This window comes from Streptomyces panaciradicis (genome assembly GCF_023516615.1).
In the GTDB taxonomy this organism is placed as follows: Bacteria; Actinomycetota; Actinomycetes; order Streptomycetales; family Streptomycetaceae; genus Streptomyces; species Streptomyces panaciradicis.
This window is the reverse complement of record NZ_JAMGBF010000001.1, coordinates 17,419-40,483: the sequence shown is the minus strand read 5'-3', so window position 1 is coordinate 40,483 and position 23,065 is coordinate 17,419. Positions and strand designations below refer to the sequence as shown.

The 23,065-nt window shown below is 72.5% G+C and carries 22 protein-coding genes and 1 pseudogene; 7 read left to right on the top strand and 16 right to left on the bottom strand.

What is annotated here, in order from left to right:
* Nucleotides 1-87 precede the first annotated feature (87 nt).
* From M8J74_RS00195 to M8J74_RS00185, 3 genes are all read right to left on the bottom strand, one after another.
* A complete protein-coding gene (locus tag M8J74_RS00195) occupies nt 88-1,026 on the bottom strand; it encodes an N-acetylneuraminate synthase family protein (protein WP_058923608.1) in 939 nt (312 codons plus the stop codon).
* A 15-nt stretch (nt 1,027-1,041) separates the two neighbouring features.
* Entirely contained in the window at nt 1,042-2,307 is a 1,266-nt protein-coding gene (locus tag M8J74_RS00190) for an N-acylneuraminate cytidylyltransferase (protein ID WP_249834437.1), read from the bottom strand.
* A gap of 125 nt (nt 2,308-2,432) precedes the next feature.
* Nucleotides 2,433-3,779, bottom strand: coding sequence for a DUF6716 putative glycosyltransferase (locus M8J74_RS00185; protein WP_249834436.1), 1,347 nt, complete (start codon nt 3,777-3,779; stop codon nt 2,433-2,435).
* 198 nt (nt 3,780-3,977) lie between these two features.
* Between M8J74_RS00185 and M8J74_RS00180 the strand changes: the two genes are divergently transcribed.
* The 3 genes and pseudogenes from M8J74_RS00180 to M8J74_RS44945 form a co-directional block, all read left to right on the top strand.
* Nucleotides 3,978-4,964: a glycosyltransferase family 2 protein gene (locus tag M8J74_RS00180; protein WP_058923610.1), complete on the top strand. Its 987-nt coding sequence runs from the start codon at nt 3,978-3,980 to the stop codon at nt 4,962-4,964.
* Nucleotides 4,964-6,295, top strand: a complete 1,332-nt coding sequence (locus M8J74_RS00175; protein WP_249834435.1) for an alpha-2,8-polysialyltransferase family protein — start codon at nt 4,964-4,966, stop codon at nt 6,293-6,295. Before M8J74_RS00180 ends, M8J74_RS00175 begins: the two co-directional genes overlap by 1 nt.
* Nucleotides 6,296-6,312: 17 nt before the next feature.
* Nucleotides 6,313-6,429 (top strand): annotated as a pseudogene (locus M8J74_RS44945) (hypothetical protein); the annotation flags it as partial.
* Between the two features lie 269 nt (nt 6,430-6,698).
* On the opposite strand, the gene leuE reads toward M8J74_RS44945, so the two are convergent.
* Both leuE and M8J74_RS00165 read right to left on the bottom strand, forming a co-directional pair.
* A complete protein-coding gene (leuE, locus tag M8J74_RS00170; protein ID WP_249834434.1) occupies nt 6,699-7,346 on the bottom strand; it encodes a leucine efflux protein LeuE in 648 nt (215 codons plus the stop codon).
* 30 nt (nt 7,347-7,376) lie between these two features.
* Complete coding sequence (locus M8J74_RS00165) at nt 7,377-8,957, bottom strand: acyl-CoA mutase large subunit family protein (RefSeq protein WP_249834433.1); 1,581 nt, start codon at nt 8,955-8,957, stop codon at nt 7,377-7,379.
* Between the two features lie 233 nt (nt 8,958-9,190).
* Here M8J74_RS00165 and M8J74_RS00160 point away from each other — a divergent pair, with 233 nt between their 5' ends.
* Complete coding sequence (locus tag M8J74_RS00160) at nt 9,191-10,000, top strand: L,D-transpeptidase family protein (RefSeq protein ID WP_249834432.1); 810 nt, start codon at nt 9,191-9,193, stop codon at nt 9,998-10,000.
* Between the two features lie 209 nt (nt 10,001-10,209).
* Here M8J74_RS00160 and M8J74_RS00155 read toward each other — a convergent pair whose 3' ends face one another.
* The 6 genes from M8J74_RS00155 to M8J74_RS00130 all read right to left on the bottom strand — a co-directional run bounded on the left by M8J74_RS00155 (nt 10,210) and on the right by M8J74_RS00130 (nt 14,428).
* Nucleotides 10,210-11,277 carry a hypothetical protein gene (locus M8J74_RS00155; protein ID WP_249834431.1) on the bottom strand — a complete coding sequence of 356 codons (1,068 nt, stop codon included), beginning with the start codon at nt 11,275-11,277 and terminating at the stop codon, nt 10,210-10,212.
* Nucleotides 11,277-11,939, bottom strand: a complete 663-nt coding sequence (locus M8J74_RS00150) for an RNA polymerase sigma factor (protein ID WP_058923617.1) — start codon at nt 11,937-11,939, stop codon at nt 11,277-11,279. Before M8J74_RS00150 ends, M8J74_RS00155 begins: the two co-directional genes overlap by 1 nt.
* Before the next feature lie 341 nt (nt 11,940-12,280).
* Nucleotides 12,281-13,063, bottom strand: coding sequence for a hypothetical protein (locus M8J74_RS00145; protein WP_249834430.1), 783 nt, complete (start codon nt 13,061-13,063; stop codon nt 12,281-12,283).
* Nucleotides 13,056-13,217, bottom strand: coding sequence for a hypothetical protein (locus M8J74_RS00140; RefSeq protein WP_249834429.1), 162 nt, complete (start codon nt 13,215-13,217; stop codon nt 13,056-13,058). The genes M8J74_RS00145 and M8J74_RS00140 overlap by 8 nt, the downstream gene beginning before the upstream one ends.
* Nucleotides 13,214-13,831 carry an RNA polymerase sigma factor gene (locus M8J74_RS00135; protein WP_249834428.1) on the bottom strand — a complete coding sequence of 206 codons (618 nt, stop codon included), beginning with the start codon at nt 13,829-13,831 and terminating at the stop codon, nt 13,214-13,216. Before M8J74_RS00135 ends, M8J74_RS00140 begins: the two co-directional genes overlap by 4 nt.
* A gap of 165 nt (nt 13,832-13,996) precedes the next feature.
* Entirely contained in the window at nt 13,997-14,428 is a 432-nt protein-coding gene (locus M8J74_RS00130) for a hypothetical protein (protein ID WP_249834427.1), read from the bottom strand.
* Nucleotides 14,429-14,684: 256 nt separating this feature from the next.
* Between M8J74_RS00130 and M8J74_RS00125 the strand changes: the two genes are divergently transcribed.
* The gene (locus M8J74_RS00125; protein ID WP_249834426.1) at nt 14,685-16,895 is read left to right on the top strand and encodes a peptidoglycan recognition protein family protein; all 2,211 of its coding nucleotides are present in this window, start codon (nt 14,685-14,687) and stop codon (nt 16,893-16,895) included.
* Here the strand turns inward: M8J74_RS00125 and M8J74_RS00120 are convergent.
* Nucleotides 16,888-18,360, bottom strand: coding sequence for an MFS transporter (locus M8J74_RS00120; protein ID WP_249834425.1), 1,473 nt, complete (start codon nt 18,358-18,360; stop codon nt 16,888-16,890). The genes M8J74_RS00125 and M8J74_RS00120 overlap by 8 nt on opposite strands.
* 49 nt (nt 18,361-18,409) lie before the next feature.
* A complete protein-coding gene (locus M8J74_RS00115) occupies nt 18,410-18,805 on the bottom strand; it encodes a hypothetical protein (RefSeq protein ID WP_058928221.1) in 396 nt (131 codons plus the stop codon).
* A 167-nt stretch (nt 18,806-18,972) separates the two neighbouring features.
* Between M8J74_RS00115 and M8J74_RS00110 the strand changes: the two genes are divergently transcribed.
* Entirely contained in the window at nt 18,973-19,434 is a 462-nt protein-coding gene (locus M8J74_RS00110) for a DUF1877 family protein (RefSeq protein ID WP_249834424.1), read from the top strand.
* 7 nt (nt 19,435-19,441) lie between these two features.
* On the opposite strand, the gene M8J74_RS00105 is transcribed toward M8J74_RS00110, so the two are convergent.
* The 3 genes from M8J74_RS00105 to M8J74_RS00095 all read right to left on the bottom strand — a co-directional run bounded on the left by M8J74_RS00105 (nt 19,442) and on the right by M8J74_RS00095 (nt 22,341).
* Nucleotides 19,442-20,008, bottom strand: a complete 567-nt coding sequence (locus M8J74_RS00105) for a hypothetical protein (protein ID WP_249834423.1) — start codon at nt 20,006-20,008, stop codon at nt 19,442-19,444.
* Between the two features lie 106 nt (nt 20,009-20,114).
* A complete protein-coding gene (locus M8J74_RS00100; protein ID WP_249834422.1) occupies nt 20,115-20,618 on the bottom strand; it encodes a hypothetical protein in 504 nt (167 codons plus the stop codon).
* Between the two features lie 103 nt (nt 20,619-20,721).
* Nucleotides 20,722-22,341 (bottom strand): beta-N-acetylhexosaminidase, encoded by a 1,620-nt coding sequence (locus M8J74_RS00095; protein ID WP_249834421.1) that lies wholly within the window; start codon nt 22,339-22,341, stop codon nt 20,722-20,724.
* Between the two features lie 191 nt (nt 22,342-22,532).
* Between M8J74_RS00095 and M8J74_RS00090 the strand changes: the two genes are divergently transcribed.
* Nucleotides 22,533-23,045, top strand: coding sequence for a 2-oxo-4-hydroxy-4-carboxy-5-ureidoimidazoline decarboxylase (locus M8J74_RS00090; RefSeq protein ID WP_249834420.1), 513 nt, complete (start codon nt 22,533-22,535; stop codon nt 23,043-23,045).
* Nucleotides 23,046-23,065 lie beyond the last annotated feature (20 nt).

The following is a 23,065-nucleotide window of genomic DNA, read 5'->3' as shown; positions in this document are numbered from 1 at the left end:
GTCAGAGGGCGCGGGCGCGGGGCGCGCGCGGACGCTGCGAGTCCGAGCGCTCCCGTTCGGGGCGCCCGGACTCGGTGTGCTCGGAACTCAGACGGCGACCGGCTCGCCCGCCGCCGCGGCGATCTCCGCCTCGGCGACCACGCCGGCGACGCGGCGCAGCTTCTTCATCGGGCCGAGCTCGGAGTCGTAGACCTTCTTGACGCCGTCGCCGAGGGAGGCCTCGATGACGCGGATGTCGCGGACCAGGCGCTCCAGGCCCTGCGGCTCGACGGAGGCGGCCTGGTCGGAGCCCCACATCGCGCGGTCGAGGGTGATGTGGCGCTCGACGAAGACGGCGCCGAGGGCGACCGCGGCCAGCGTGGTCTGCAGGCCGGTCTCGTGGCCGGAGTAGCCGATCGGGACGTTCGGGAACTCCTTCTCCAGCGTGTTGATGACGCGGAGGTTGAGCTCGTCGGCCTTCGCCGGGTACGTCGAAGTGGCGTGGCACATCAGGATGTTGTCGCTGCCGAGGACCTCGACGGCGTGGCGGATCTGCTTCGGCGTCGACATGCCGGTGGACAGGATGACGGAGCGGCCGGTGGAGCGCAGGGCGCGCAGCAGCTCGTCGTCGGTCAGGGAGGCGGAGGCCACCTTGTGGGCGGGGACGTCGAACTTCTCCAGGAAGGCGACGGCCTCGGTGTCCCACGGGGAGGCGAACCAGTCGATCCCCTTCTCCTTGCAGTACTCGTCGATCTGGCGGTACTCGTCCTCGCCGAACTCCACGCGGTGGCGGTAGTCGATGTAGGTCATCCGGCCCCAGGGGGTGTCGCGCTCGATGTCCCACTGGTCGCGCGGGGTGCAGATCTCGGGGGTGCGCTTCTGGAACTTCACGGCGTCGCAGCCGGCGGCGGCGGCCACGTCGATCAGCTTGAAGGCGTTCTCCAGCTCGCCGTTGTGGTTGATGCCGATCTCGCCGCAGATGTAGACCGGGCGGCCGGGGCCGACCTCGCGGGAACCGAACTGGCGCAGGCGGGAGTAGGTGCTCATGGCAGTGAACTTTCCTTAACTGTCGAGGGAGTCGAGAGAGGGGCCGAGGATCCAGCTGGCGATCTCTCGGATCGCGCCGTCGCCACCGGGGACGGTGGTGACCGCACGGGCGGCGCCGCGTACCACGTCGTGGGCGCTCGCGACCGCCACGGGCCAGCCCACGAGGGCGAAGCACGGGAGGTCGTTGACGTCGTTGCCGACGTAGAGCACGCGCTCGGGCGCGATGCCCTGCTCCTCGCACCACTGCTTGAGTGCGAGGTCCTTCCGGTCGATGCCGTGCAGGACCGGGATCTTGAGCTTCCGGGCCCGGGCGGCGACGACCGGGTTCTGCTCCGTGGAGAGGATCAGCATGTTCAGGCCGCTCTTGCGCAGCGCGGCGATGCCGAGCCCGTCCCCGCGGTGCACGGAGACGAACTCCTTTCCATCGGCGTCGATCAGCACCCGGTCGTCGGTCTGGGTGCCGTCGAAGTCCAGTACGACCGCGTCGATGTCGTCGGCGGTCGGCAGCGAACCGGGGCGGTCCGCGTCGAAGAGGGGGGCCAGCGCGCGGGCGCGGGCGAGGTCGTGCGGGTCGTCGATCTCCAGCACGCGGGCGGGGTCGGTGCGGACCAGCTCGGTGCGGCCGAAGAAGCGGTGCTGGTGCTTGCGGAAGCCGGCCGCGTGCATGGCGTAGGCGGCGCCGGTCTCCAGCAGGTCCTGGGGGCGGTCCTGGCGGCGCGGGCGGTAGGACTTGTCGTGGTTGACGCCGAAGCCGCCGCCGGTGGCCGCGTCGGCCTCGGTGACGGTGCCGGGGGCGATCTCGTCCTCGGCGTCGCGCCAGATGAACCCGTGGAAGGGGGCGACGGTGACGGCGGTGTCCGCGCCGTTCTCCGCGACCGCGCCGGCCACCCCGTCGATGTCCTCGCGGGCGAGGAACGGGCTGGTGCACTGCACGAGCAGCACCACGTCGACGGCCGCTCCGTGCAGGGCCTCGTGGGCGTCCATGGCGTGCAGGACGGCGGCCTCGGAGGTGGCGGTGTCCCCGGCGATGGCCGCGGGGCGCAGCACGACCTCGGCGCCGGCCTCGCGGGCCGCGGCGGCGATGGCGTGGTCGTCGGTGGAGACGACGACGTCGGTCACCAGACGGGTCGCCCGGCACTCGCGCACCGCCCGCGACACCAGCGGCACACCGCCGACGGGGGCGAGGTTCTTCGCGGGCACACCCTTGGAGCCGCCGCGCGCGGGGATGACGGCGAGCACGCGGCGCACGGTGGCCCCGGTGTCGGCCGGCGAGTCGGACATGGGTCGCACTCCTTGTGCAGAGTTCGCTGAGGTCTGATGGGCGGCCAAGCCGCCCTGTAGGGGCGCGGGGAACTGCGCGATCAACCCCGACGGAGCCGCACTCTCAAAACCACCGGAGTCGCCGCTCACAGCTCCCCCATCCGCCGGATGACGGGCGCCACCCGCTGCACCCCGTGCCGGTAGGCCCCCCGCGCGGCCCGCCGCACGATCTGCCGGACAGGCCCCGGCTCCTTGTCGTGGGCGGGAGCCCCGGGCAGCGGAGCGCCGTCGGGGCCGAGGTGGTGGCGGGCGAGGATGCCGGGCAGGTATCCGGGGGCGGTCACCGGCGTGTAGTAGGGGGCGAGGGGCCCCAACCCGCCCGGCTTCGCCAGGAGTTCGGCGATGCGTTCGCGCGCCGCGTCGAAGGCGGTGGCGTACGTGCCGTCCGCGGCGACGCCCTGGCGGGCCACCCACTCCTCGTCCGGCACCGGCCGGTGCCCGGCGTCGAGCTGGTCCCAGGAGGCGAGGCAGCCGGAGCCGACGAAGTGGTGGTTGCCGAGGACCTCGCGGATGCCGAGGTCGGTCAGGACGACCGTCGGGATGCGCCGGTGCAGGGACTCCAGGGCGGCCGTCGAGCTGATGGTGACCAGCAGGTCGGTGCGGTCCAGGACCTCGCCCATGTTGCCGTACACCAGGCGGAAGTTGGCCGGCGGGTCGAGCCGCTGGACCAGCTTCTGGTACGGCAGTTCCTCGATGTGCGTGGTGTGTTCGCCCGGCCGGGAGCGCAGCTTGAGCAGCACCTCGCGCTCGGGGTGCAGCCGGGCGTGCCGGATCAGCCGGTCGAGGAGGTGGACGCGGTCCCTGCGGTTGTCCGGGACGGACGGCTGGACCGCGAACACCACGGTGTACGGGTCGTGTTCGCCGGTGTAGGTCTCGCCGCCCAGGAACGGCAGTGCCACCTCGGTCACCGACGAGGCGTCGGCGCCGACCCCCTCGTACACGGCCCGGAAACGCTCCGCGTCCTGGCGGGAGTTGGCGAGGACGAGGTCCGCGCCGTGCCGCAGCAGCAGGCCGTCGGCGAGCTTCTCGTAGACGACGCCGACATACCCGGTGACGACCACGGGACGCGAAGTGCGGCCTTCCCAGGCGTGCTTGAGGCCGTGCAGCATCGCCTGCACACCGCCGCCCACGAGGGCGAGGACGAGGACGTCGTACTCCTCCTCCGCCATGGCGCGCAGGAACTCGACGGACGTGACCTCCCGGAGGGAGTCGGCCGTGACGCCGACCTCCGCCAGCTGGCGCGCGGTCGGGGTGGCCCGTCCGCGCAGCAGGAAACCGCTCAGCTCGAAGCCGACTTGCGCGTCCTCGCGCTCGGCGGCTTCCATGGACGGGCCCGGAGCGATACGGGCCGCGGTCAACGCACCCCATTTCCAGCGGGTGTCGGAGTCCGCGAGCACGGCGATTCGCGTGGGCTTCGAGGTACTTGATGGCACGTCGAAGACGCTAGGAAGCAATTCCTAGGTATGCGCCAACCGCATCTGGCCAAAAAGTTAACAACACCCCGCCGAGAGCCGAACTGGCCCGCGGATTCGCCGGAAGTACAGGCGGTGCACCGTTCCGACACATTGAGTTCACCCAGTGTAAAGACACCGGAAAGTTGACCTGTCGGGCCGACTCCTAGGCTTCCGGACGTGCCCAAGCTTTCCGTGATCGTGCCGTTCTACAACGTGCAGCAATACGCCCCCGACACCCTGAGAAGCCTGCGTTTGAACGCCCGGCCGGATTTCGAGTTCGTACTGGTCGACGACCATTCGAAGGACGAAACTCCGGCCATTCTCGAGCGGGCGGCCGAGGAGCTTTCCGAGGTCGCGCAGGTGCGTTATATCCGCCATGAGAAGAACGGAGGTCTTGCCACCGCCCGCAACACCGGACTGGACGCCGCCCAGGGCGAGTACCTCACGTTCCTGGACGGCGACGACTGGCTGGCGCCCGGCTACTTCAGCCGACTGGTGTCCGCGATAGAGGGGTTGGGCTGCGACTTCGTGCGCACCGACCATGTGCAGGCGACCGCCCGCGCACGGTCGATCAGCCGGGTCCCGATCGGACGCCGCTGGGAGGTGTTCGACCCGCGCGAGGCGATCCTGCCGGCCGACCGCTCCACGTCGGTGGACTACGCCTTCGCCTGGGCGGGCGCCTACCACCGCCGGCTGCTCGACAAGGGCCTGCTGCACTTCACGGACGGGCTGCGCACCGCCGAGGACCGGCCCTGGATCTGGAAACTGCACCGCGAGGCCGAGTCGTTCGCCGTGGTGAGCCTGCTCGGCGTGTTCTACCGGCGCGGGGTCGCCTCCTCGCTGACCCAGATCGGCGACGTCCGCCAGCTGGACTTCATCCGCGCCTTCGACCAGGTCATCGAGGAGACGCGGCAGGACCCGGACGCCGACCGGCTGCTGCCGAAGGCCGTGCGCACCTACTGCGCGATCATCGCCCACCACGTCTCGGACGAGGAGAAGTGGGAGCCGTCGGTGTACCGGCAGCTGCGGGCGAGGAGCGCGGCCGCCATCCAGCGCCTGCCGCAGGACATGCTCGGCGACGTGCTCGAGACGATGGACATGCACCGCTCCTCCAAGTTGCGGCGGCTGCGGCGCCGGATCACGACAGCGAAGGCGGCTGCCTGATGCCCCGTACCACTCGTATCTACTGCGTCTCGACGCTCTACGGCGCCGCCACCCTGGCCGCCGCGATCGACTCCGACTGCTTCGACGACGAGGACCGCAGCCTGCTGCTGGTCTTCAACAACTCCGCGACCCCGGAGACGACGACGCCGGTCGACGAGATGCCGGGCTTCGAGCCGCTGCGCGCGCACTTCGACGAGGTGCTGTCCTGGAACGAGGCCATCAGCCCCTTCCACCCCGGCGCCTGGGTGCCCCGCGCGGACGACGTCCCGCTCTTCGAGCGCTATCTGCGGCTGCTGTGGGGCCTCGGCGACGACCGGGTGGAGCTGGTGGTGGAGTCCATCCAGGTCGCCCCGGCGCTGACGGTGGCCCAGCTGTTCACCGACGCCCCGGTGCACGTGTACGCCGACGGTCTGATGAGCTACGGCCCCACCCGCAACAAGATCGACCCGCTGGTCGGCACGCGGGTGCGCAGGCTGCTCCACCTGGACCTGGTGCCGGGCCTCACCCCGCGGCTGCTGACCGAGTTCGACGTGCCCGCGGAGGTCGTGCCGACCGAGGCGTTCCTGAAGGTGCTGGGCGAACTCACCGCGTCCGTCACGGACCTGCCGGTGCTGCCCGCCGAATCGGCGCTGCTGCTGGGCCAGTACCTGTCCGCGCTGGGCATCCTCTCCCCCGAGGAGGAGGAGGACCTGCACGTGCGGATGATGCGCGGGGCGGTCGAGCGCGGGCACCGGGCGATCGTCTTCAAGCCGCACCCCACCGCGCCGGCCCGCTACAGCCGCGCCCTGGAGGCCGAGGCCGCGCAGCTTGGCGTCGACCTCACCGTCCTCGACGTGCCCGTCCTCGCCGAGGTGCTGTTCGAGAAGGTCCCGCCCGCCCTGGTCGTCGGCTGCTTCTCCACGGCGCTGTTCACGGCGTCCGCGTTCTACGGTCTGACGGTCGCCCGCGTGGGCACCGAGATGCTGCTGGACCGCCTCACGCCGTTCCAGAACAGCAACCGGGTCCCGGTCGTGCTGGCCGACGCGCTGATTCCGGACCTGGAGGGCCGCAAGGGCGAGGCGCCGGTCGACGCCGGCAGCCTGGACGGCCTGCTCGACGCGCTCAGCTACACCATGCAGTCGCAGATCTACCCGAGCCTGCGGCCGCGGGCGGAACGGTACCTCTCGAAGCACCTCACCCCGCGGACGAAGCGGTACTTCCGGCGGCGGCGGCTCACCTCGCTCGGTCTGCCGGGCGGGATTCCGGAGCGCCTCGCCTTCATCCCCCGCAACTCCACGGCGCGGCGGGTGGTGCGGCGGGCACGGGCACTGAAGAAGGCCGTGGGTCGCTGAGGCTCCCGCGCTTCGGGGTGAGGCCACGATGGGTCGTCGTTCGGGTGCGACGCCATCGTGGCCGGTCGCGCGTCCAGGACGCCTGCAACCTCGGCTGGAAGCCGGGCGCGGTGCTCACCGGGAGCGCCCCGGCCGCCCTGCTCGACACCTACGAGGAGGAACGGCGCCCGATCGCGGCGGACATGCTGGGGCTCACCGCCGGCGTCCACCGGGGCGAGGTGCGGCGCGGCGCCGCGACAGTCCAACTGGGCCTGGGCTACCGGGAGTCGAGCCTTGCGCTGGACACGCGCCCGGCCGGGACCCCGCTGCGGTCACTGGACGCTGGTCGCGGTGGGGATGGCGGCGCCGGAGGTGCCGGAAGTCGTACGGGTGGCCGCGGGCCAGGAGCAGCCGTCGTACGGCGTCACGCGCTCGCCAGCGACAGCTTCACCGCGAAGCCGAGGAACAGCATCCCCGCGGCCGAGGTGGCCGTCGCCGACAGGCGCTTGCGGCGGCGGAAGGCGGCGGCGAGCCGCGTGCCGCCGAATATCAGCGCGGTGAGGTACAGGAAGCTGGCGAGCTGCGCGAAGGCGCCGAGGACGACGAAGGACAGCGCCGGATAGGCGTACCCGGGGTCGACGAACTGCACGAAGAAGGCGACGAAGAACAGGATCGCCTTGGGGTTGAAGAGGCTGACGACCAGGGCGCGGCGGTAGGGCCGCTCGTCGGTGCCGGCCGGCTCCTCGGCTTGCGCGACGGGCGACCTGCGCGTGCGCCACATCCCCCACGCGGCCCTCATCATGCCGACCGCCAGCCACGTCAGATAGCCGGCGCCGGCGTACTTCACGATGCCGAACAGCAGGGCGTTGGCCTGCAGCAGCGAGGCCACGCCGGCGGCGGACAGGGTCATCAGCACGGTGTCGCCGCACCACACGCCCGCCGCGGCGGTGTACCCGGCGCGCACCCCGCGCCGGGCGGCGACGGACAGCACGTACAGCGAGTTGGGACCGGGCAGCAGGACGATCAGGACGAGACCGGCCAGGTAGGTGGGGAGGTCGATGACACCGAACATGAGAAGGAGTGTCGCACGCGGGTCCGACACTCAGAACGCGTCGCTGGGGACGTACGTCCCCCACACCTCGCGCAGCGCGTTGCAGACCTCGCCGACGGTGGCGCGGGCCTTGAGGGCGTCCTTCATCGGGTACAGGACGTTGTCCTCGCCCTCGGCGGCCTTCTTCAGGGCCGCGAGCGCGCTGTCCACCGCCTGCTGGTCGCGCTCGGCGCGCAGCTTCGCCAGCCGTTCGGCCTGCTGCGCCTCGATCGCCGGGTCGACGCGGAGGGGCTCGTACGGCTCCTCCTCGTCGAGCTGGAAGCGGTTGACGCCGACGACCACCCGCTCGCCGGAGTCGGTCTCCTGGGCGATGCGGTAGGCGCTGCGCTCGATCTCGGACTTCTGGAAGCCGTGCTCGATGGCGGAGACCGCGCCGCCGAGGTCCTCGACCTTCTGCATCAGCTCGACGGCCGCCGCCTCGACGTCGTCGGTCATCTTCTCGATGACGTAGGACCCGGCGAAGGGGTCGACCGTCGCGGTCACGTCCGTCTCGTACGCCAGGACCTGCTGGGTGCGCAGCGCCAGGCGGGCGGACTTGTCCGTCGGCAGGGCGATCGCCTCGTCGAAGGAGTTGGTGTGCAGCGACTGCGTGCCGCCGAGCACGGCGGCCAGGCCCTGCACCGCGACGCGGACCAGGTTGACCTCCGGCTGCTGGGCCGTCAGCTGCACCCCGGCCGTCTGCGTGTGGAAGCGCAGCATCAGCGACTTGGGGTTCTTCGCGCCGAACTCCTCGCGCATGACCCGGGCCCAGATGCGCCGGGCCGCACGGAACTTGGCGACCTCTTCGAGGACGGTCGTCCGCGCGACGAAGAAGAAGGACAGACGCGGGGCGAAGTCGTCGACGTCCATGCCGGCCGCGACCGCCGTACGGACGTACTCGATGCCGTCCGCGAGTGTGAAGGCGATCTCCTGCGCGGGGGACGCCCCCGCCTCCGCCATGTGGTAGCCGGAGATCGAGATCGTGTTCCACTTGGGGATCTCGGCCTTGCAGTACTTGAAGATGTCGGCGATCAGCCGCAGCGAGGGCTTCGGCGGGAAGATGTACGTGCCGCGCGCGATGTACTCCTTGAGCACGTCGTTCTGGATCGTGCCGGTCAGCTTGTCGGCCGGCACGCCCTGCTCCTCCGCGACCAGTTGGTACAGGAGCAGCAGCAGCGATGCGGGCGCGTTGATCGTCATCGACGTCGAGACCTTGTCCAGCGGGATCCCGCCGAACAGCACCCGCATGTCGTCGACCGAGTCGATCGCCACGCCCACCTTGCCGACCTCGCCGTGCGCGATCGGCGCGTCGGAGTCGTGGCCCATCTGGGTCGGCAGGTCGAAGGCGACCGACAGACCCATCGTGCCGTTGGCGATCAGCTGCTTGTAGCGGGCGTTGGACTCCGTCGCCGTGCCGAAGCCCGCGTACTGGCGCATGGTCCAGGGGCGGCCGGTGTACATCGAGGGATACACGCCGCGCGTGAACGGGTAGCCGCCGGGCTCCCCCAGCTTCTCGGCGGGGTCCCAGCCCTGAAGGCTCTGAGGCCCGTAGACCGGCTCGATGGGCAGTCCGGACTCCGACTCGCGCGCCATGGTGTGATGCCTCCCGCTGTTACTCGCCAGTACCGGACCGACCCTCCTGCGGACTGTAGCGGGGCGCGTGCGACCGGTGGAGGGGGGTTCCCTGGGACCTTACTCACAGCCTTCGTGCGGTCCCGGTCACAACAATGCCGCGCCGTTCGCGACCCGTCACCCGCGGGCAGCATCTCAGGTGACATACGGGCTCGACGGTGAGACGGGCGGGGGTCGTGTTGCGTACTACGGGCATGGGGAGATCGGCGGCCGCGGTGGCGGCGCTCGCGGCCCTGGTGGCCGTCGGCTGCACCGTGCAGGGCAAGGACGGCAAGGTGCACTCGCCGGTGCACATCGAACTGCCCGGCAGTACCGCCCCCTCGGTGAAGAGCGACGACAGGCCGACCGCGGCGGCTCCGTCCCGGGCCGGGGCCGGTGTCCTGTGGGCCCGCGGCGACTCGGGGAGCGGCGTCCGCGAGCTGCAGGCCCGGCTGCGGCAGGCCGACTGGCTCTTCGACGGGCCGACCGGGCAGTACGACGATCTCACCGAGGCCGCGGTCAAGGGCTTCCAGGGCAAGCGCGGGCTGCCGAGAACCGGCGAGACCGACATCGTCACCTGGCAGCGGCTGAAGAAGATGACGCACGAGCCGGGCACATGGGAGCTGTACCTGATGGGCGGCCAGCCCGCCGGGCCGCCCGACCCGCGCTGCCTGACCGGACGGGTGCTGTGCATCGACAAGACGACCCGCACCCTGCGCTGGATGATCGACGGGCGCACGGTGTCGGAGATGTCGGTCCGCTTCGGCGCCGTCGGCACGCCCACCCGCGAGGGCGTCTTCCACGTGTACTGGAAGTCGCGCCACCACTTCTCGACGCTGTACGACTCGCCGATGCCCTACGCGATGTTCTTCAGCGGCGGCCAGGCGGTGCACTTCTCGTACGACTTCGCGGCCCGCGGTTACGCGGGCGGCTCGCACGGCTGTGTCAACGTCCGGGACGAGGCGGCGATCGCGAGCCTGTACGCGCAGGTGCGGGACGGCGACAAGGTCGTCGTGCACCGGTGAGCGGGAGATGTGCGGGGCGCGGGCGGGACCGGGGGAACGTGTCCCGCCCGCGCCGAGTTGCACGAGCCGTGGGTACGGGGGGAACCCCGGCTCTGTGCGACGGCCGATGACCAGTCGGCTCACTCAGTACTGCGACGAGGGGCCCGAAAACGTTACTGGCCGGCGGAAGAAAAATCTTCGACGTGCGAAACAGCAGCTCAGAGCCGGTCCTACGGGTTCAGGGCGGTGTACGTCGGCTCCGGTGACGGCTCCTGCGTCGTGAGCGGACGGCCGGGCAGCGCGGGGCGGGCTGAGGTGCCGCCGCCCTTCCGGCCGCCGCCGTGGCCCTTGCCGCCGGGGGCTATGTGAGCGTCGTCGTCACCGCCCTGGCCGCCGCCGTTCTCGTTGCCCCGGCCGCCGCCCTTCCCCTTGCCGTTGCCCTTGCCCGAGCCGCCCTTGCCGTTCCCGTTGCCCTTGCCGTGGTCGCCGCCGTCGTCCTTGCCGTCGCCTTGGCCCTTGCCGTCGCCGGCCGCACCCGGGGTGCCGGCCAGGACGTTCCTGCAGTACTTCAGGACACGGTCGGGCGTGTAGCCGCCGGCCGCGTTCTCCAGGGCCTGCCTGCGCTCACCGCTCAGGTCCTTGCCGCGCAGCGCGTCGCGGCAGGCCGACGGGGCCTGCTGGCGCCACCAGGCGCCGTCCCCGGCGCCGGGCGTGGCCGACGGCCGGTCACCGGGCGTCTTCCCGGGGGTGGCCGGCCCGGTGCCGCCGGTCGGGCCGTCCGGCGAGGGCCTGCCCGGCAGCCCGTGCGGTGACGGCGAGACGAGGGGGCTCGGGGACGCGGGGGCCGTGACCGAGGCGGCCGGACGGGGAGCGCCGCCGAACGGCGTCGGCACGATTCCGCTTGTCACCGCGTACGCGACTCCGCCGACCATGCCGGAGGCCAGGACGGCCGTCAGGGCGAAGCGGGCGGACCGGCCCCGGCGGGCACGCCGGCCGTCCGGGACGCGTCCGCCGATGCGGACGAGCCCGGCGTCGGAGACATGGGCGCCGGCGCGGTGGCCTGCGCCGGACCGCGCGGCGGGCGCTTCCTCGCGCGCCGCCCGGAACGCGGCCAGCGCGGCGGCCTCGCCGGGGAGTTCCGCGCTGGTCGGCGGGGGTTCGGCGGTGAGCGCCTCAAGGGTCTTCGCAAGCCGTTCGGCCTGGTCACGGGCGGCGGCGTCGACAGTTTCCGGTGACTCGCCGCGCAGCAGAGCCTCCGCTGTCGCACGGTCCAGCCACGTGTACTGCTCGTCGGCCATCACAAGTCCTTCTGCGTCCGCGCGCGCATATGCGTCACACTCGCGGACGTCACCGCGCGGCCGCGCGGTTCTCGCTGGGGTGGCATTCCGTCGAGGCCGCCGGCCGATTCCGGATCCTGCCCGAGCAGCTCTGCCAGTCGTTTCAGTCCGCGGTGCGCCGCCGTGCGCACGGCCCCCGGGCGCTTGCCGAGCGTCTCGGCCGCGGTCTTGGCGTCGAGCCCGACGACCACGCGCAGCACGACGGCCTCGGCCTGATCCTGCGGCAGCCGGGCGATCAGGGAGAGGGTCCGGCCGGTGGACAGGGCCTCCATGGCCTCGCCCGCGGTGTCGGACTCGGCGGGCTTGCCGGTCAGCTCCGTCTCGTCGCCGCCGATGGCGGGACGGCGGCCGCGCATCCGTATGTGGTCCAGCGCGCGGTTGCGGGCTATTCGGGCCGCCCAGCCGCGGAAGCGGTCCGCGTCCCCGGTGAACCGGTCCAGGTCACGGGCGATCTGCAGCCAGGCCTCGGAGGCGACGTCCTCCGCGTCCGGGTCGCCGACGAGGGTGCGGACGTACCCGAGCAGGCGTGGGTGCACGGTTCGGTACACAGTCCGGAACGCGGTCTCGTCCCCGTCCTGTGCCGCAAGCACCGCGGCGGTCAGCTCCGCGTCGTCCCCCAGCACCCGTTTGTTCCTCAGTCGAAGGGTCGGCCGTCGGTCACGGCGTCCGGGCCGCCGCCGACGGGCGGTCGTCCGACATCCGCGTCCGGCGCGAAAGGCACGTTACGACCTGAAACCGCTGCTCGTCCATGTCCGTACAAGGTGCAACCACCTTGTGATGCGGCGGAACGCACGCGGGGTGTGACAGAAACCGCACTCATGGCGCTGTAGGGAGTACGGGCCGCGCGGCCCGACCGCGCGACGGCCGGGGCCTCTCCTGTGGGGGGTGGCGGCCCCGGCCGTTGCTTCGGTGCCGGGACCGGCGCCGACGAGCCGGGCGGGGCCCGGACTCCGGGCCGATGAGGCTACTTCTTCTTCGCGGCGTTGCCGTCGCCCGCCGCGTCCCCCGCGCCCCCGGAGCTGCCGGCGTTGCCCGAGCCCCCGGCGTTTCCGGAGTTCTGCGCGTTGCCCGCGGCCGTCTTCTGCGGGGTCTTCGGCGTCCTGGTCCGGTCGGCCTTGCCGGTGTCCGGCCGCAGCCGCTCGGCGCAGTACGCGCCGACGTTCGGCTCGCCGCCCGCGTCCGCGATCAGCCGCTGCCAGGCGGTCGAGGCCAGTGCCTTGCCGTTGCCGGCCGCGTTCTCGTAGGCCCGGCAGTGGGCGTCGATGTCCTTCGCCGTCTCGGGGTGGTGCGAGGCGCCGGCCGCGCCGGGCGTGGCGGAGCCGTCGGCCGGGGTGGCCGCGGGCGCGTCCGTGCCGGCGGCGGGCACGCCCTGGCGCCGGTCGTCGTGGTGGGCGTGGGAGGAGCCGACGGTGCCGATCGCCGCGTAGGCGGCGCCGCTGAGGGTGAGGCCGCCCAGGAACAGGGCGAGGGTGGCCTTCAGGGAGCGGCGGGTGCGCCGCTGGGCGCCGGGCCGCCAGTCGTCCCGGCGCCGGGTCCGCGCCTGGTGCGCGCCGGCGTCGCGGGCGGCCCGGAACGCGGCCACGGCGCGCTGCTCCGCCTCGGTGTCCAGGGCGCCGGAGCGTATGGCGCCGACGAGCAGCGACTCCAGCCGCGGGCCGCCGGCCCACTCCTCGGAGCCCGGTACCGCCTCGCCCGGGTGCACGCGCCGACGGCCGTGCCCACTGCCGTCGCCCTGCCGTTCACCCATGTCCGTATCCATCCGTGTCCGACGCCCCGCTGCTGTCCGGCAGCCGGCGGTCGTGGTCCGTCCCGCTGCCCTCGGCGGCCGCGCCGCCCTCCGTGTCCCGGCCCGTGCCGGCGCCCACGCCGTTGTTGACGTGTCCGCCTCTGCCGCCGTTCATTTCGACTCACCCAGCGTCCGGGGGTCGTCATTCGTCACACCCGTGCCGCCCAGCCGGGTGGCCAGGCGCTTCAGGCCCCGGTGCGCGGCGGTGCGCACGGCGCCCGGCCGCTTGCCGAGCACGCGGGCCGCGGCGGGCCCGTCGAGGCCGACGACGACGCGCAGCAGCACGGCCTCCGCCTGGTCCCGGGGCAGGCTGCGGACCAGCTCCAGGGCGTGCTCGGTGGAGAGCGCCTCCAGGGCCTGGTCGTGGGTGGTGTGGCGGCCGGGCAGCTCCAGCACGTCCTGTTCCAGCGCCGAGGACCGGGGCCGCACCTTCTGCCGGCGCAGGTGGTCCAGGGCCCGGTGCCGGGCGATGGTCGCCGTCCAGCCGCGGAAGCCCTGGCCGTCGCCCTGGAACCTGCCGAGGTCCCGGGCGATCTCCAGCCAGGCGTCGGAGGCCACGTCCTCGGCGTCGTCGCCGACGATCCCGCGGAGGTAGCCGAGCAGTCCGGGCTGCACGATCCGGTACGCGACCGCGAACGCGGCCTCGTCGCCTTCCTGGGCCCGCGCGACGGCCGCGCCCAGCTCCGCGTCGTACGCCTGTACGCGGCGGGGTTCCCGTCCCTGGCCCAACAACTGTCCTCGTTCGTACGAGTGCGAAGGGGTCCCTTGCGGGCCCGGCCGTGCGCCACCTCCGTCCGTGCGCACGCCTTCACGGTCCTCAGCGCCACGCGTCACAGAAGTGTCACAGCAGATCGGTCGTCCCGGGCGTGTCGGACCCGGGCGCGGGCTCGGCGGTCAGGCGGCGACCCGCCGCGCACGGCCGTGCAGTCTCAGGTAGAAGAGCTGGAGCGATTCCTCGGGGGCGCCCGTCTCGAAGCGGTTGCGGACCTTGCCGAGCGGGTTCCAGACCCGCCCGTCCGGCATGCGCACCGCCACCGGCTGGCCGAAGCAGGTCCGCTGGGAGGCGTCGCAGTTCACCCAGACCGCGCCGGCGCGCCGGACGAGCACCTCGCCGGCGTAGGCGCCGAGGGCGACCAGCGTGCCCCGGGCCCGGTCCGGGTCGGCGCCGCCCTTGCGCAGGCCGTCGACCATGAAGTCGACGACCCGCAGGCTGCGCTCGGAGTAGTCCAGCGGCAGCCGGTTGCGCGCGGTGACGTGGGCGACGAAGGCGGCCGCTCGGGCCCGCATCTCCTCGGCGCGCGGTTCGCCCGCGCGGTCTTCCGCCATGAGCCGGTTCCCCCTCCAGATCGACGCTCCCGGCTCATCCAGCGGCCGGGGCGCCGGGAACATCACGCGGTTCGGGGGTGTCGATCGCCACACAAAAAAATCGCGGGCACGTACAACCTTTTCACTGGGTGATGTTTGGCCAGAGCCCCGCGCTGGGTCAGTGTCCGTCTGCGGTGGCAGGCGCGACAGCCGTGAACCTTCTCTAGGGGTGGGGTAGTTGAGTCCTCGTAATGCGCGTGCCTACAGACCGCTGAGCATGCGGCGACGGGCCTGGCTGACGCTCGGGGCCGTGGTGCTGGGCGGGGCGGGCGTGGTGACGTACGCCGTCGCCAGCCCGTCCTCCGGCGGCGGGATCGGACAGGCCAAGCGGCCGGTGCGGGTCTACGACCTCGCGCTGCGCGGCGGCGCGGACGGCGGGCGCGAGCTGCCGCGGACCGGCACGAAGCCGTTCTCGATGCTCGGCGTCTCCTGGCAGGGCGCGGGCGCGCGGCTGCGCGGGGCGGCCCAGGTGCGCACGCACAGCGTGGAGACCGGCGAGTGGACCGGCTGGCGGGACCTGGAGGCGGACGTGGACCCGCTGGAGGACCCGCGGGCGCGGGCCGCCGCGCGCGGCGCCTCCGAGCCGCTGTGGGTCGGTCCGTCCGACGGCGTGCAGGTCCGGGTCGTCCGCAAGGACGGCACCGCGAGCCCGGCCCTGCCCAGGGACCTGCGGGTCAGCCTGGTCGACCCGGGGGTGGCGACGGCCGCCGAGCAGCGGGCCGAGCCGGCCGCGTACGTGGCGGAGGCGAGCCCGACCGACAGCACGTCACCGACGGACACCGCGTCGCCGACGGACACCGCCTCACCGACCGACAGTGCCTCACCGACCGATTCCGCGTCCCCGAGCGACTCCGCCTCCGCCTCGGTCTCCGCCAGTCCGTCGGCCACGACGCCCACCGCTCCCCCGTCGACCGTGCCCGAGCCGCCGATCGTCTCGCGGGCCGGCTGGGGCGCCGACGAGTCGCTCAGCCCGCAGCCGTCGGAGTACAACGCCGACGTGAAGGCCGTGTTCGTGCACCACACCGACGGCACGAACGACTACTCGTGCGCCGACTCGGCGGCCATCGTGCGCGGCATCTACGCGTATCACACGCAGACCAACGGCTGGAACGACATCGGCTACAACTTCCTGGTCGACAAGTGCGGCACGGTCTTCGAGGGGCGCAAGGGCGGCGTGGACCTGCCGGTGCTCGGCGCGCACACCTACGGCTGGAACCGCGAGGCGGCCGGCATCGCCGTCCTCGGTGACTACACGACCACCGGCGCCTCGAACGCGGCCCTGGCCTCGATCGCCCGTGTCGCGGCCTGGAAGCTCGGCCAGTACCACGCCGACCCGGCGACGACCGTGCAGCTGAAGGCGGGCGCGACCCAGACGAACTACTCCGGTGCCGGCTTCACCGCGGGCACCTCGTACACCTTCAACCGGGTCTCCGGTCACCGCGACGGATACAACACCCAGTGCCCCGGCAGCTCCCTGTACGCCCAGCTGCCGACCGTCCGCGCCTGGGCGGCGGGACCGGTGCAGGGCCTGAAGGTCACCTCGGTCTCCGGCGCGGGCCTGTCGGGCTCGACGTACTACACCAAGGGCGCGATCACCGTGAAGTGGTCGACGGCCACGCCCGGTTCGCTGATCTCGCGGTTCGAGCTGCTGGTGGACGGCAAGGTCGCCGCCACCGCCTCCGGCACGGCCGGCTCGGCGGCCGCCACCCTCGCCTCCGGCACCCACACCGTCGCCGTACGGGCCGTGCACCAGTCCGGGAAGACGGTGACGACCGGCGCGCTGAACTTCGCCACCGACACCACCGCGCCGTCCTTCACCACCACGCCGAAGATCTCCCTGCGCACCGGCACGGTGAACACCACCGCCGTCCCGGTCACCCTCGGCTGGAAGGCCACCGACGGCCAGGCCCTGAAGTCGGTGAGCCTGCTCTCCCCGACGACGGCCACCTTCGGGCCGACCACGACCGGCTCCAGCCGCACCGCCAAGTCCGGCACCGCGTCCACCTGGTCGATGAAGGCGTACGACTACGCGGGCAACACCCGCACCTCCTCTCCCTCCTACACTCCGGTGATCCTCCAGGAGACCTCGGCCACCAAGTCCGGCAGCTGGACGGCCCGTTCCTCGACCAGCTACCTGGGCGGCAAGTCGTACTCCAGCGGTTCCAAGGGCGCGAGCCTGAGCTGGACGTTCACCGGCCGCTCGGCGTCCTGGGTGGTCTCCCGGGCGTCGAGCTCCGGGCAGGCGTACGTGTACGTCGACGGCGTGAAGGTCAGCACGGTCGACCTGAAGTCGTCGACCACCCTGTACCGCCAGGCGATCTGGACGAAGACCTGGTCGTCGAGCGCCCAGCACACCGTGAAGATCGTGGTGGTCGGCACCAGCGGCCGCCCGACGGTCACGACGGACGGCCTGGTCTACGTCAAGTAGCCGTGTCCACCGGTTCGGGCGTCCGCTCCTGCGCACTCTGCAGGGTGGGCGCCCGCTCCGCGTTCACGACGACTCCGGCGATCAGCGCGGCCAGCAGCAGCGCTGCCATGGCCCACCAGGTGGCGACGTTGAAGCCGTGCACGGTCGCCTCCGCCTGCAGCGCCCGCCGGTTCGCCCCCGGCCCCGCGTGCGCCGTGAGATAGCGGGCGGTCACGCTCGCGGCGATCGTGTTCAGCAGCGCCGTACCGATCGAACCGCCCACCTGCTGGGCGGTGTTGAAGGTCGCCGAGGCGGCGCCGGAGTCGCGCGGGGCGACACTGCCGGTGGCCAGCGACACGGACGTCATCATGGCCGTGCCCATGCCGAGGCCGAGCATCAGCATCGCGGGCAGCACGTGCGAGGCGTACGCCGGCTCGGTGCCCACCTGCGCGATGATCGCCAGCGCGCCGGCCGCCAGCAGCAGCCCCGGGACCATCAGCGTGCGCGGCGGGACCCGGTTCAGCAGCCGGGCCGCGACCTGGGTGGAGCCGGTGATCATGCCGACGGTGATGGGCAGGTAGGCGAGACCGGTCTTGACCGGCGAGTACCCGAGGACGCCCTGCATGTAGTACGTCAGGAACAGGAAGACGCCGAACATGCCGATCGTGGTGAGCAGCACGGTCAGGAAGGCGCCGATCCGCTGCCGGTCGCGCACCACCGACATCGGCAGCAGGGGCACCCGGGCCCGTGTCTGCCACCACCCGAACACGGCGAGTAGCACGACCCCGGCCGCGAGCAGCGCGACGACCAGAGCGTCGCCCCAGCTCCTGGACTCCGCCTCGGAGAAGCCGTAGACGAGCGAGAGCATCCCGGCCGAGCCGAGCAGCGCGCCGGGCACGTCCAGCCGGGCGTCGGGGTGGCGTTCGCCCGGGGCCAGCAGGGCCAGCGCGCCGAAGAAGGCGACCAGGGCGATGGGGATGTTGACGTACAGGCACCAGCGCCAGTTCAGGTACTGGGTGAGGAAGCCGCCCGCGAGCAGTCCGACCGCGGCACCGGCGCCGATGATCGCGCCGAAGATGCCGAAGGCCTTGCCCCGGTCCTTGGGGTCGGTGAAGGTCGTCGCCAGCAGCGACAGGGCGGACGGCGCGAGCAGCGCGGCGAACACGCCCTGCAGCGCCCGGGCCCCGAACAGCATCCCCTGGCCGGCGGCGGCCCCGCCGAGCGCGGAGGCGGCCGCGAAGCCGAGCAGCCCGACCACGAAGGTGGTGCGGCGGCCGACCAGGTCGGCGACGCGGCCGCCGAGCAGCAGCAGCCCGCCGAAGGCCAGGGTGTAGGCGGTGATGACCCATTGCCGGTTGCCGTCCGACATGCCGAGGTCGGCCTGGGCGGACGGCAGCGCGATGTTCACGATGGTCATGTCGAGGACGACCATCAACTGGGCGAGCGCGATGACGACCAGCGCCCACCAACGGCGGTTGTCAGCCATGTCCCCCATCGTGCTCCGCGCCACACCGCTTTGGGAACGCTCGCGTCTCTTATTGCGGCGATTTTGCCGCCGTCGCCTCCCGGCACAGCAACCGCAGTGACCCGTCGCCGTGGAAGCAGCGCCGCGCCTCGTCGATGGGGTCCCAGAACCGGCCGTCCGGGGTCCGGATCCAGTGATCGCCGCCGCTCGCCCACCACTCGGCGCCGGCCTCCCGGACGACGACCTCGCCGGCGTAGGCCCCGAAGCCGCGCAGCGCCTTCTCCACGGCGGCGTACGGCGGGCCCTCCCGGCGTATCTCCTCAATCATCCGGTCGACGCGCCACAGGCTCTGTGCCGAGTAGTCGAGGCGCAGCCGCGCCCCCTCCCGCATCGCCGCCACGGCGTCCGCCGCCCACCGGACGGGCTTCGTCGCCGCGTTCGGCCTGGTCTCCTGGAAGGTAGTCACATACACAGGAGCGGGCAGGACGTGTCCTGCGTCACTGCGCATCGCAGGACCCCGCGAGACCGGCGCAGGACCGCCGCAGCTCCGCCGCACAACGGCCACACACCTCCCCCACCTGGGAGGTTTGTCCGGGAGTGACGTCTGGGCGGCCGCGTGCGCTCCACTGACTGATGAGCATGTACTTCCATCTGCGTGCGGTGCCGCCCCCGGCACTGCGCAACAGCGCGAACTGGATGCGACGGCTGTTCGAGAACGACTGGAACGCCGTACGCGAACGCATCGGCCGGCACCGGGAGGAGGTGCTGGACAGGAGCTATCTGGACCACGACCTCCTCTACGCCGGCGCCCCGGTGGTCCTGGGCGGCAGACCGGTGAACCACCCCGTCCCCGACAACCCCCCGTTCCTCATGCTGACGGCCGCCCAGGTGGGCCGGGTCGCCGCGTTCCTGGCCTCGGCCGACTTCGAGGAGCTGTGGCAGCCCGCCCGCGAGGAACTCCTGCCGGAGCACCTCGACGGCGACCTGGAGGACGAACTCCACACGGTCTTCGCCGCGACGCACCGCGACCTGACGGCGTTCTACAGCCGGACCGCGGCGTACGGCGACGCGGTGGTGAAGTGCCTGCTGCGCTGACCCGGCGCTACCGCTGGCGCGCCCGCCGCGACACGACCGCCCGCAGCACCCGCCGCCCCTCGACGGACACCTCCAGCGCCCGCCGCAGCCCGGCCGCGCCGTGCCCGGCGAGGACCTCGAGCACGGTCACCTGCCGCCGCAGCTCGGCGGCGACCAGCGGCGACATGCCCTCGGTACGCCCTTCACGCCGGGCGTCGACGGAGTCCTGCTCGTCCTCCATCGAATCGAGCAGCCGGTGTATCTGCAGCGCGGCGACGGAACACGCGTCGGCCCACACCCGCACCTCCGCGGCCGACGGGTCGACCGGCGCGGCGGCCAGCATCCGGCGGGCCAGCAGCGCCGCCTCGTCCTCCGGGGAGCCGGCGTACTCCTCGGCCCCCGCGAGCTTGCCGCGCACCTGTTCCAGCAGCTCACCCCAGTCGGCGGCGTCCCCGGCGTCCGAAAGGCTCGCCCACAGCGGGCGCAGCACCTCGTCGTCGCCGCCCAGCAGCGGCACGCACCGGTCCAAACAAGCCAACCCACTGGCGGCCAGTCCGCGCTCGTCCGCCTGAGCGATCAACTCCACCAGGCTCATCCACGCCTCCCTCTGCGGGCCCCCTGCAGGTCTCGCACGGCTTCACCGGGCCCCTTCCTTAACGGAGCCCGCACTTCCCCTTACTGCGTGCGACGGCTCGGGAGTGTCACAGCGGCACCACGCCGAGCCGGTCGAGCAAGCGGAAGAAGAGATTTTCGGCCAAGGGCTCGGGGTCGGCGGTGAGCACCTCGGCCAGCGCCGCGGCGTCGGCGTCGCGGCCCGCCTCCGCGGCCCAGGCGACGGCCCGCTCCGCAGCGTCACGCGGGTCCAGGAAGTAGTCCTCCAGCGTGAGCCCCTCCTGCCCGCCGAGGTATCCGGCCATGGCGGACCGGGCCAGACACGTCGTCCACGCCCCGCTCTCGGGCGCGGCCGCCTCGACGACCACGCAGTCGCTGTTCATGACGTACCCGAACAGGGCGGGGGCGCCGGTCTGCGCGGCGAGGACGTTCATGTTCCCCACCTCGACGTCCCCGCCCGGGCACTCCCAGACCTGCCAGCCGCCGGGCGCCTCGGCCCGCAGCTCCATGCGCTGCCGGACGCCGGCCAGCGCGTCGAACCCGGCGAGCGGCCGCTCGCCGCGCCCCACGACGTAGTACCCCCAGTAGCCCATGTCCCGCCCCCACGACATCTCGGCTTCGGCTCGCGCCGAATACACCACAGTCGTACGGCCGTTCGCAGCCGTATGGGACAAAAAGGCCGCCGTGGGCCGGCGATCAGCCCAGCCGGCCGGCGAGCGCCTTGAACTGCGCCCAGGACAGCGCGGGCCGGCGCGGGTCCCACAGCTTCTGCACGGTGGCCCGCAGCGGCATCCGGATCCCGGCCGCGACCTGGCCTTCGGTCTGCGAGCCCGACAGGTCGCACCACACGGCGAAGCTGCCGCCGAGGATCTGCGCGTCGTACCGGGCCGGCACGGACACCGTGCCCCGGACGACCAGCGGCGTCCACTGCTCGTAGATCCGCTGCCCGGTCGGGTAGACGAAGTTGTTGGGCTGCCCGAGGACGTAGTAGAGGAACTCGTCGTTGTAGTTGACGAGCTTGCGCCCCGCGGCCAGATAGGCCACCGGCTGCCGCGCGCCGTACTCCTTGCCGGTCCAGTACCCGACCCGCAGGTCCTTGGCGGGCTGCACCGAGCTGGCGGCGAGGAAGCCGTCGTTCCAGGCCCGCATGGTCCTGCCGTGGGCCCGCACGGTGGCGGCGCGGTCGTTGAGCCACCCGGTCGTCAGGTCGGAGACGGTCCCGCCGGACCCGTACTTCTGCCGCGCCGCCGCGGCCAGCTGCGGATAGGAGGCCTGCGGGTTCGCCACCACCAGCGCCTGGTACTCGTCGCCGCCCAGGTTCCACTGCCCGCCCGGGAAGAGGCCGGCGTACTCGTTCAGCAGGTCGTCGACGATCTTGGCGGCGGCCGGCTTGGAGATGTCGACGGCCCCGCGCGTCGCGACCCCGCTCACGTTGCGCAGCTGCAGGTCGGGGTGGGCGGCGATGACGGCACCCAGATGGCCGGGCGAGTCGATCTCGGGGACGACGGTGATGTGCCGGCTCTGCGCGAGCGCGACGATCCGCTTGACCTCGGCCTTGGTCAGATGCTGCTGCGAGACGACCTCGGGGTGGGTGTCGGACGCGATACGGAAGCCCTGGTCGTCGGAGAAGTGCAGCCCGAGCTCGTTGAACTTCAGGTCGCCCAGCTCCCGGACCCGGTCCTCGATCCATCCGGCGGTGAAGTTCTTGCGGGCTATGTCGAGCATGAACCCGCGCACAGGCTTGGCCGGCTGGTCCTTCACGACCCCCTCGGGCGCCGTGCCCCCGCCGTGCACCTCCTGCTTCAGCGTCCGGGTGCCGTAGAAGACCCCCGCGTCCGTGGGCCCGCTGATGCTCACCGTCCCGCCGCGCACGGTCATGGTGTACGACTCCGGGTTCGCGCCCGCGCCGCCGTTCACCGCCAGCCGCAGGTCCCCGGCCTTCACGTCCTTCTTCGCACCGGCGTACGTCAGCCCCAGCTCGGAGGCGATGAGACGGCCCTCGTCGGCGAGCCGTGCGTCGGCGATCACCACCCGCTCACCGCGTGCCGGACGCCAGCCCGGCCCGTGGGCGGCGGTGTGGGAACGCACGGCGGGAATGGTGAGGGGCGCCTGCGACAGGGGGTACGACCGCGTCGGGCTCGGCGTCGGGCTGGCCCCGCGCCCGGCGCTCGCCGTGCCGTCCGACGTCCCGCTGGAGGAGCTCGCCTGCTCCTGCGCCGACCCGCCGCCGTCGCCCCCGGAGGCCCACAGCCCCAGGCCCACGCCCGCGCCGACCGTCACGGCCACGGCCGCACCGACCACGATCCCCGTCTTCACATTCCTCGCCGGACGCCGGCGCCTGTGCTGACTCACCACGCCAACCTAAGACCCTCGGACGGCCGTATGCGTCCACCAGGCGTTCCGGACCTCTCCCCTGAGGGTGAAATTCGGGCATCCGTCGGACACATCACGAGCGTCCTCGATACCGTGACGCAACATCCCTCACAGCTTCCTCTGTCGAAACACACGTGACGCCCACACACCTTCCTGGCCGACCGGCCATACCGACACTGCCCGCTGTCCTCGGCGCCTTCAACTCGGCCCCCGTCGAGGAGGTCCACAAACTCCTCCTGGACTGCCTGCGCAGCCACCGCTGGGCGGACCGCGTCTCGGCCCACCGCCCCTATCCCGACCTGGCGTCCCTGCTGGCCGCGTCGGACGAGGCCGCGTACGACCTGGCACCGGGCGATCTGGCGGAGGCGCTGGCCGCGGAGGCGCTGCCGACGCTGCCGGACGGGGCGTACTCGGCCGCCCACATGGCGATGGGCGCCGCCCACGCCGCATACGAGTCGAAATTCGGACACGCGTTCGTGATCTGCCTGGACGGCGTTCCCCCGAGCGAGGCCCTGGACCACGTCCTGGAAGCGATCCGGTCACGTTTGGCGAACGATCCGGAGGACGAGCGGGTGGTGGCCGCAGAGGAACTCCGCCGCCTCGCGAAGGAACGGCTCGGCACCCTGCTCAGGGGCGCGAGGCTGTGACTGTGTGCGGCTACCACCGC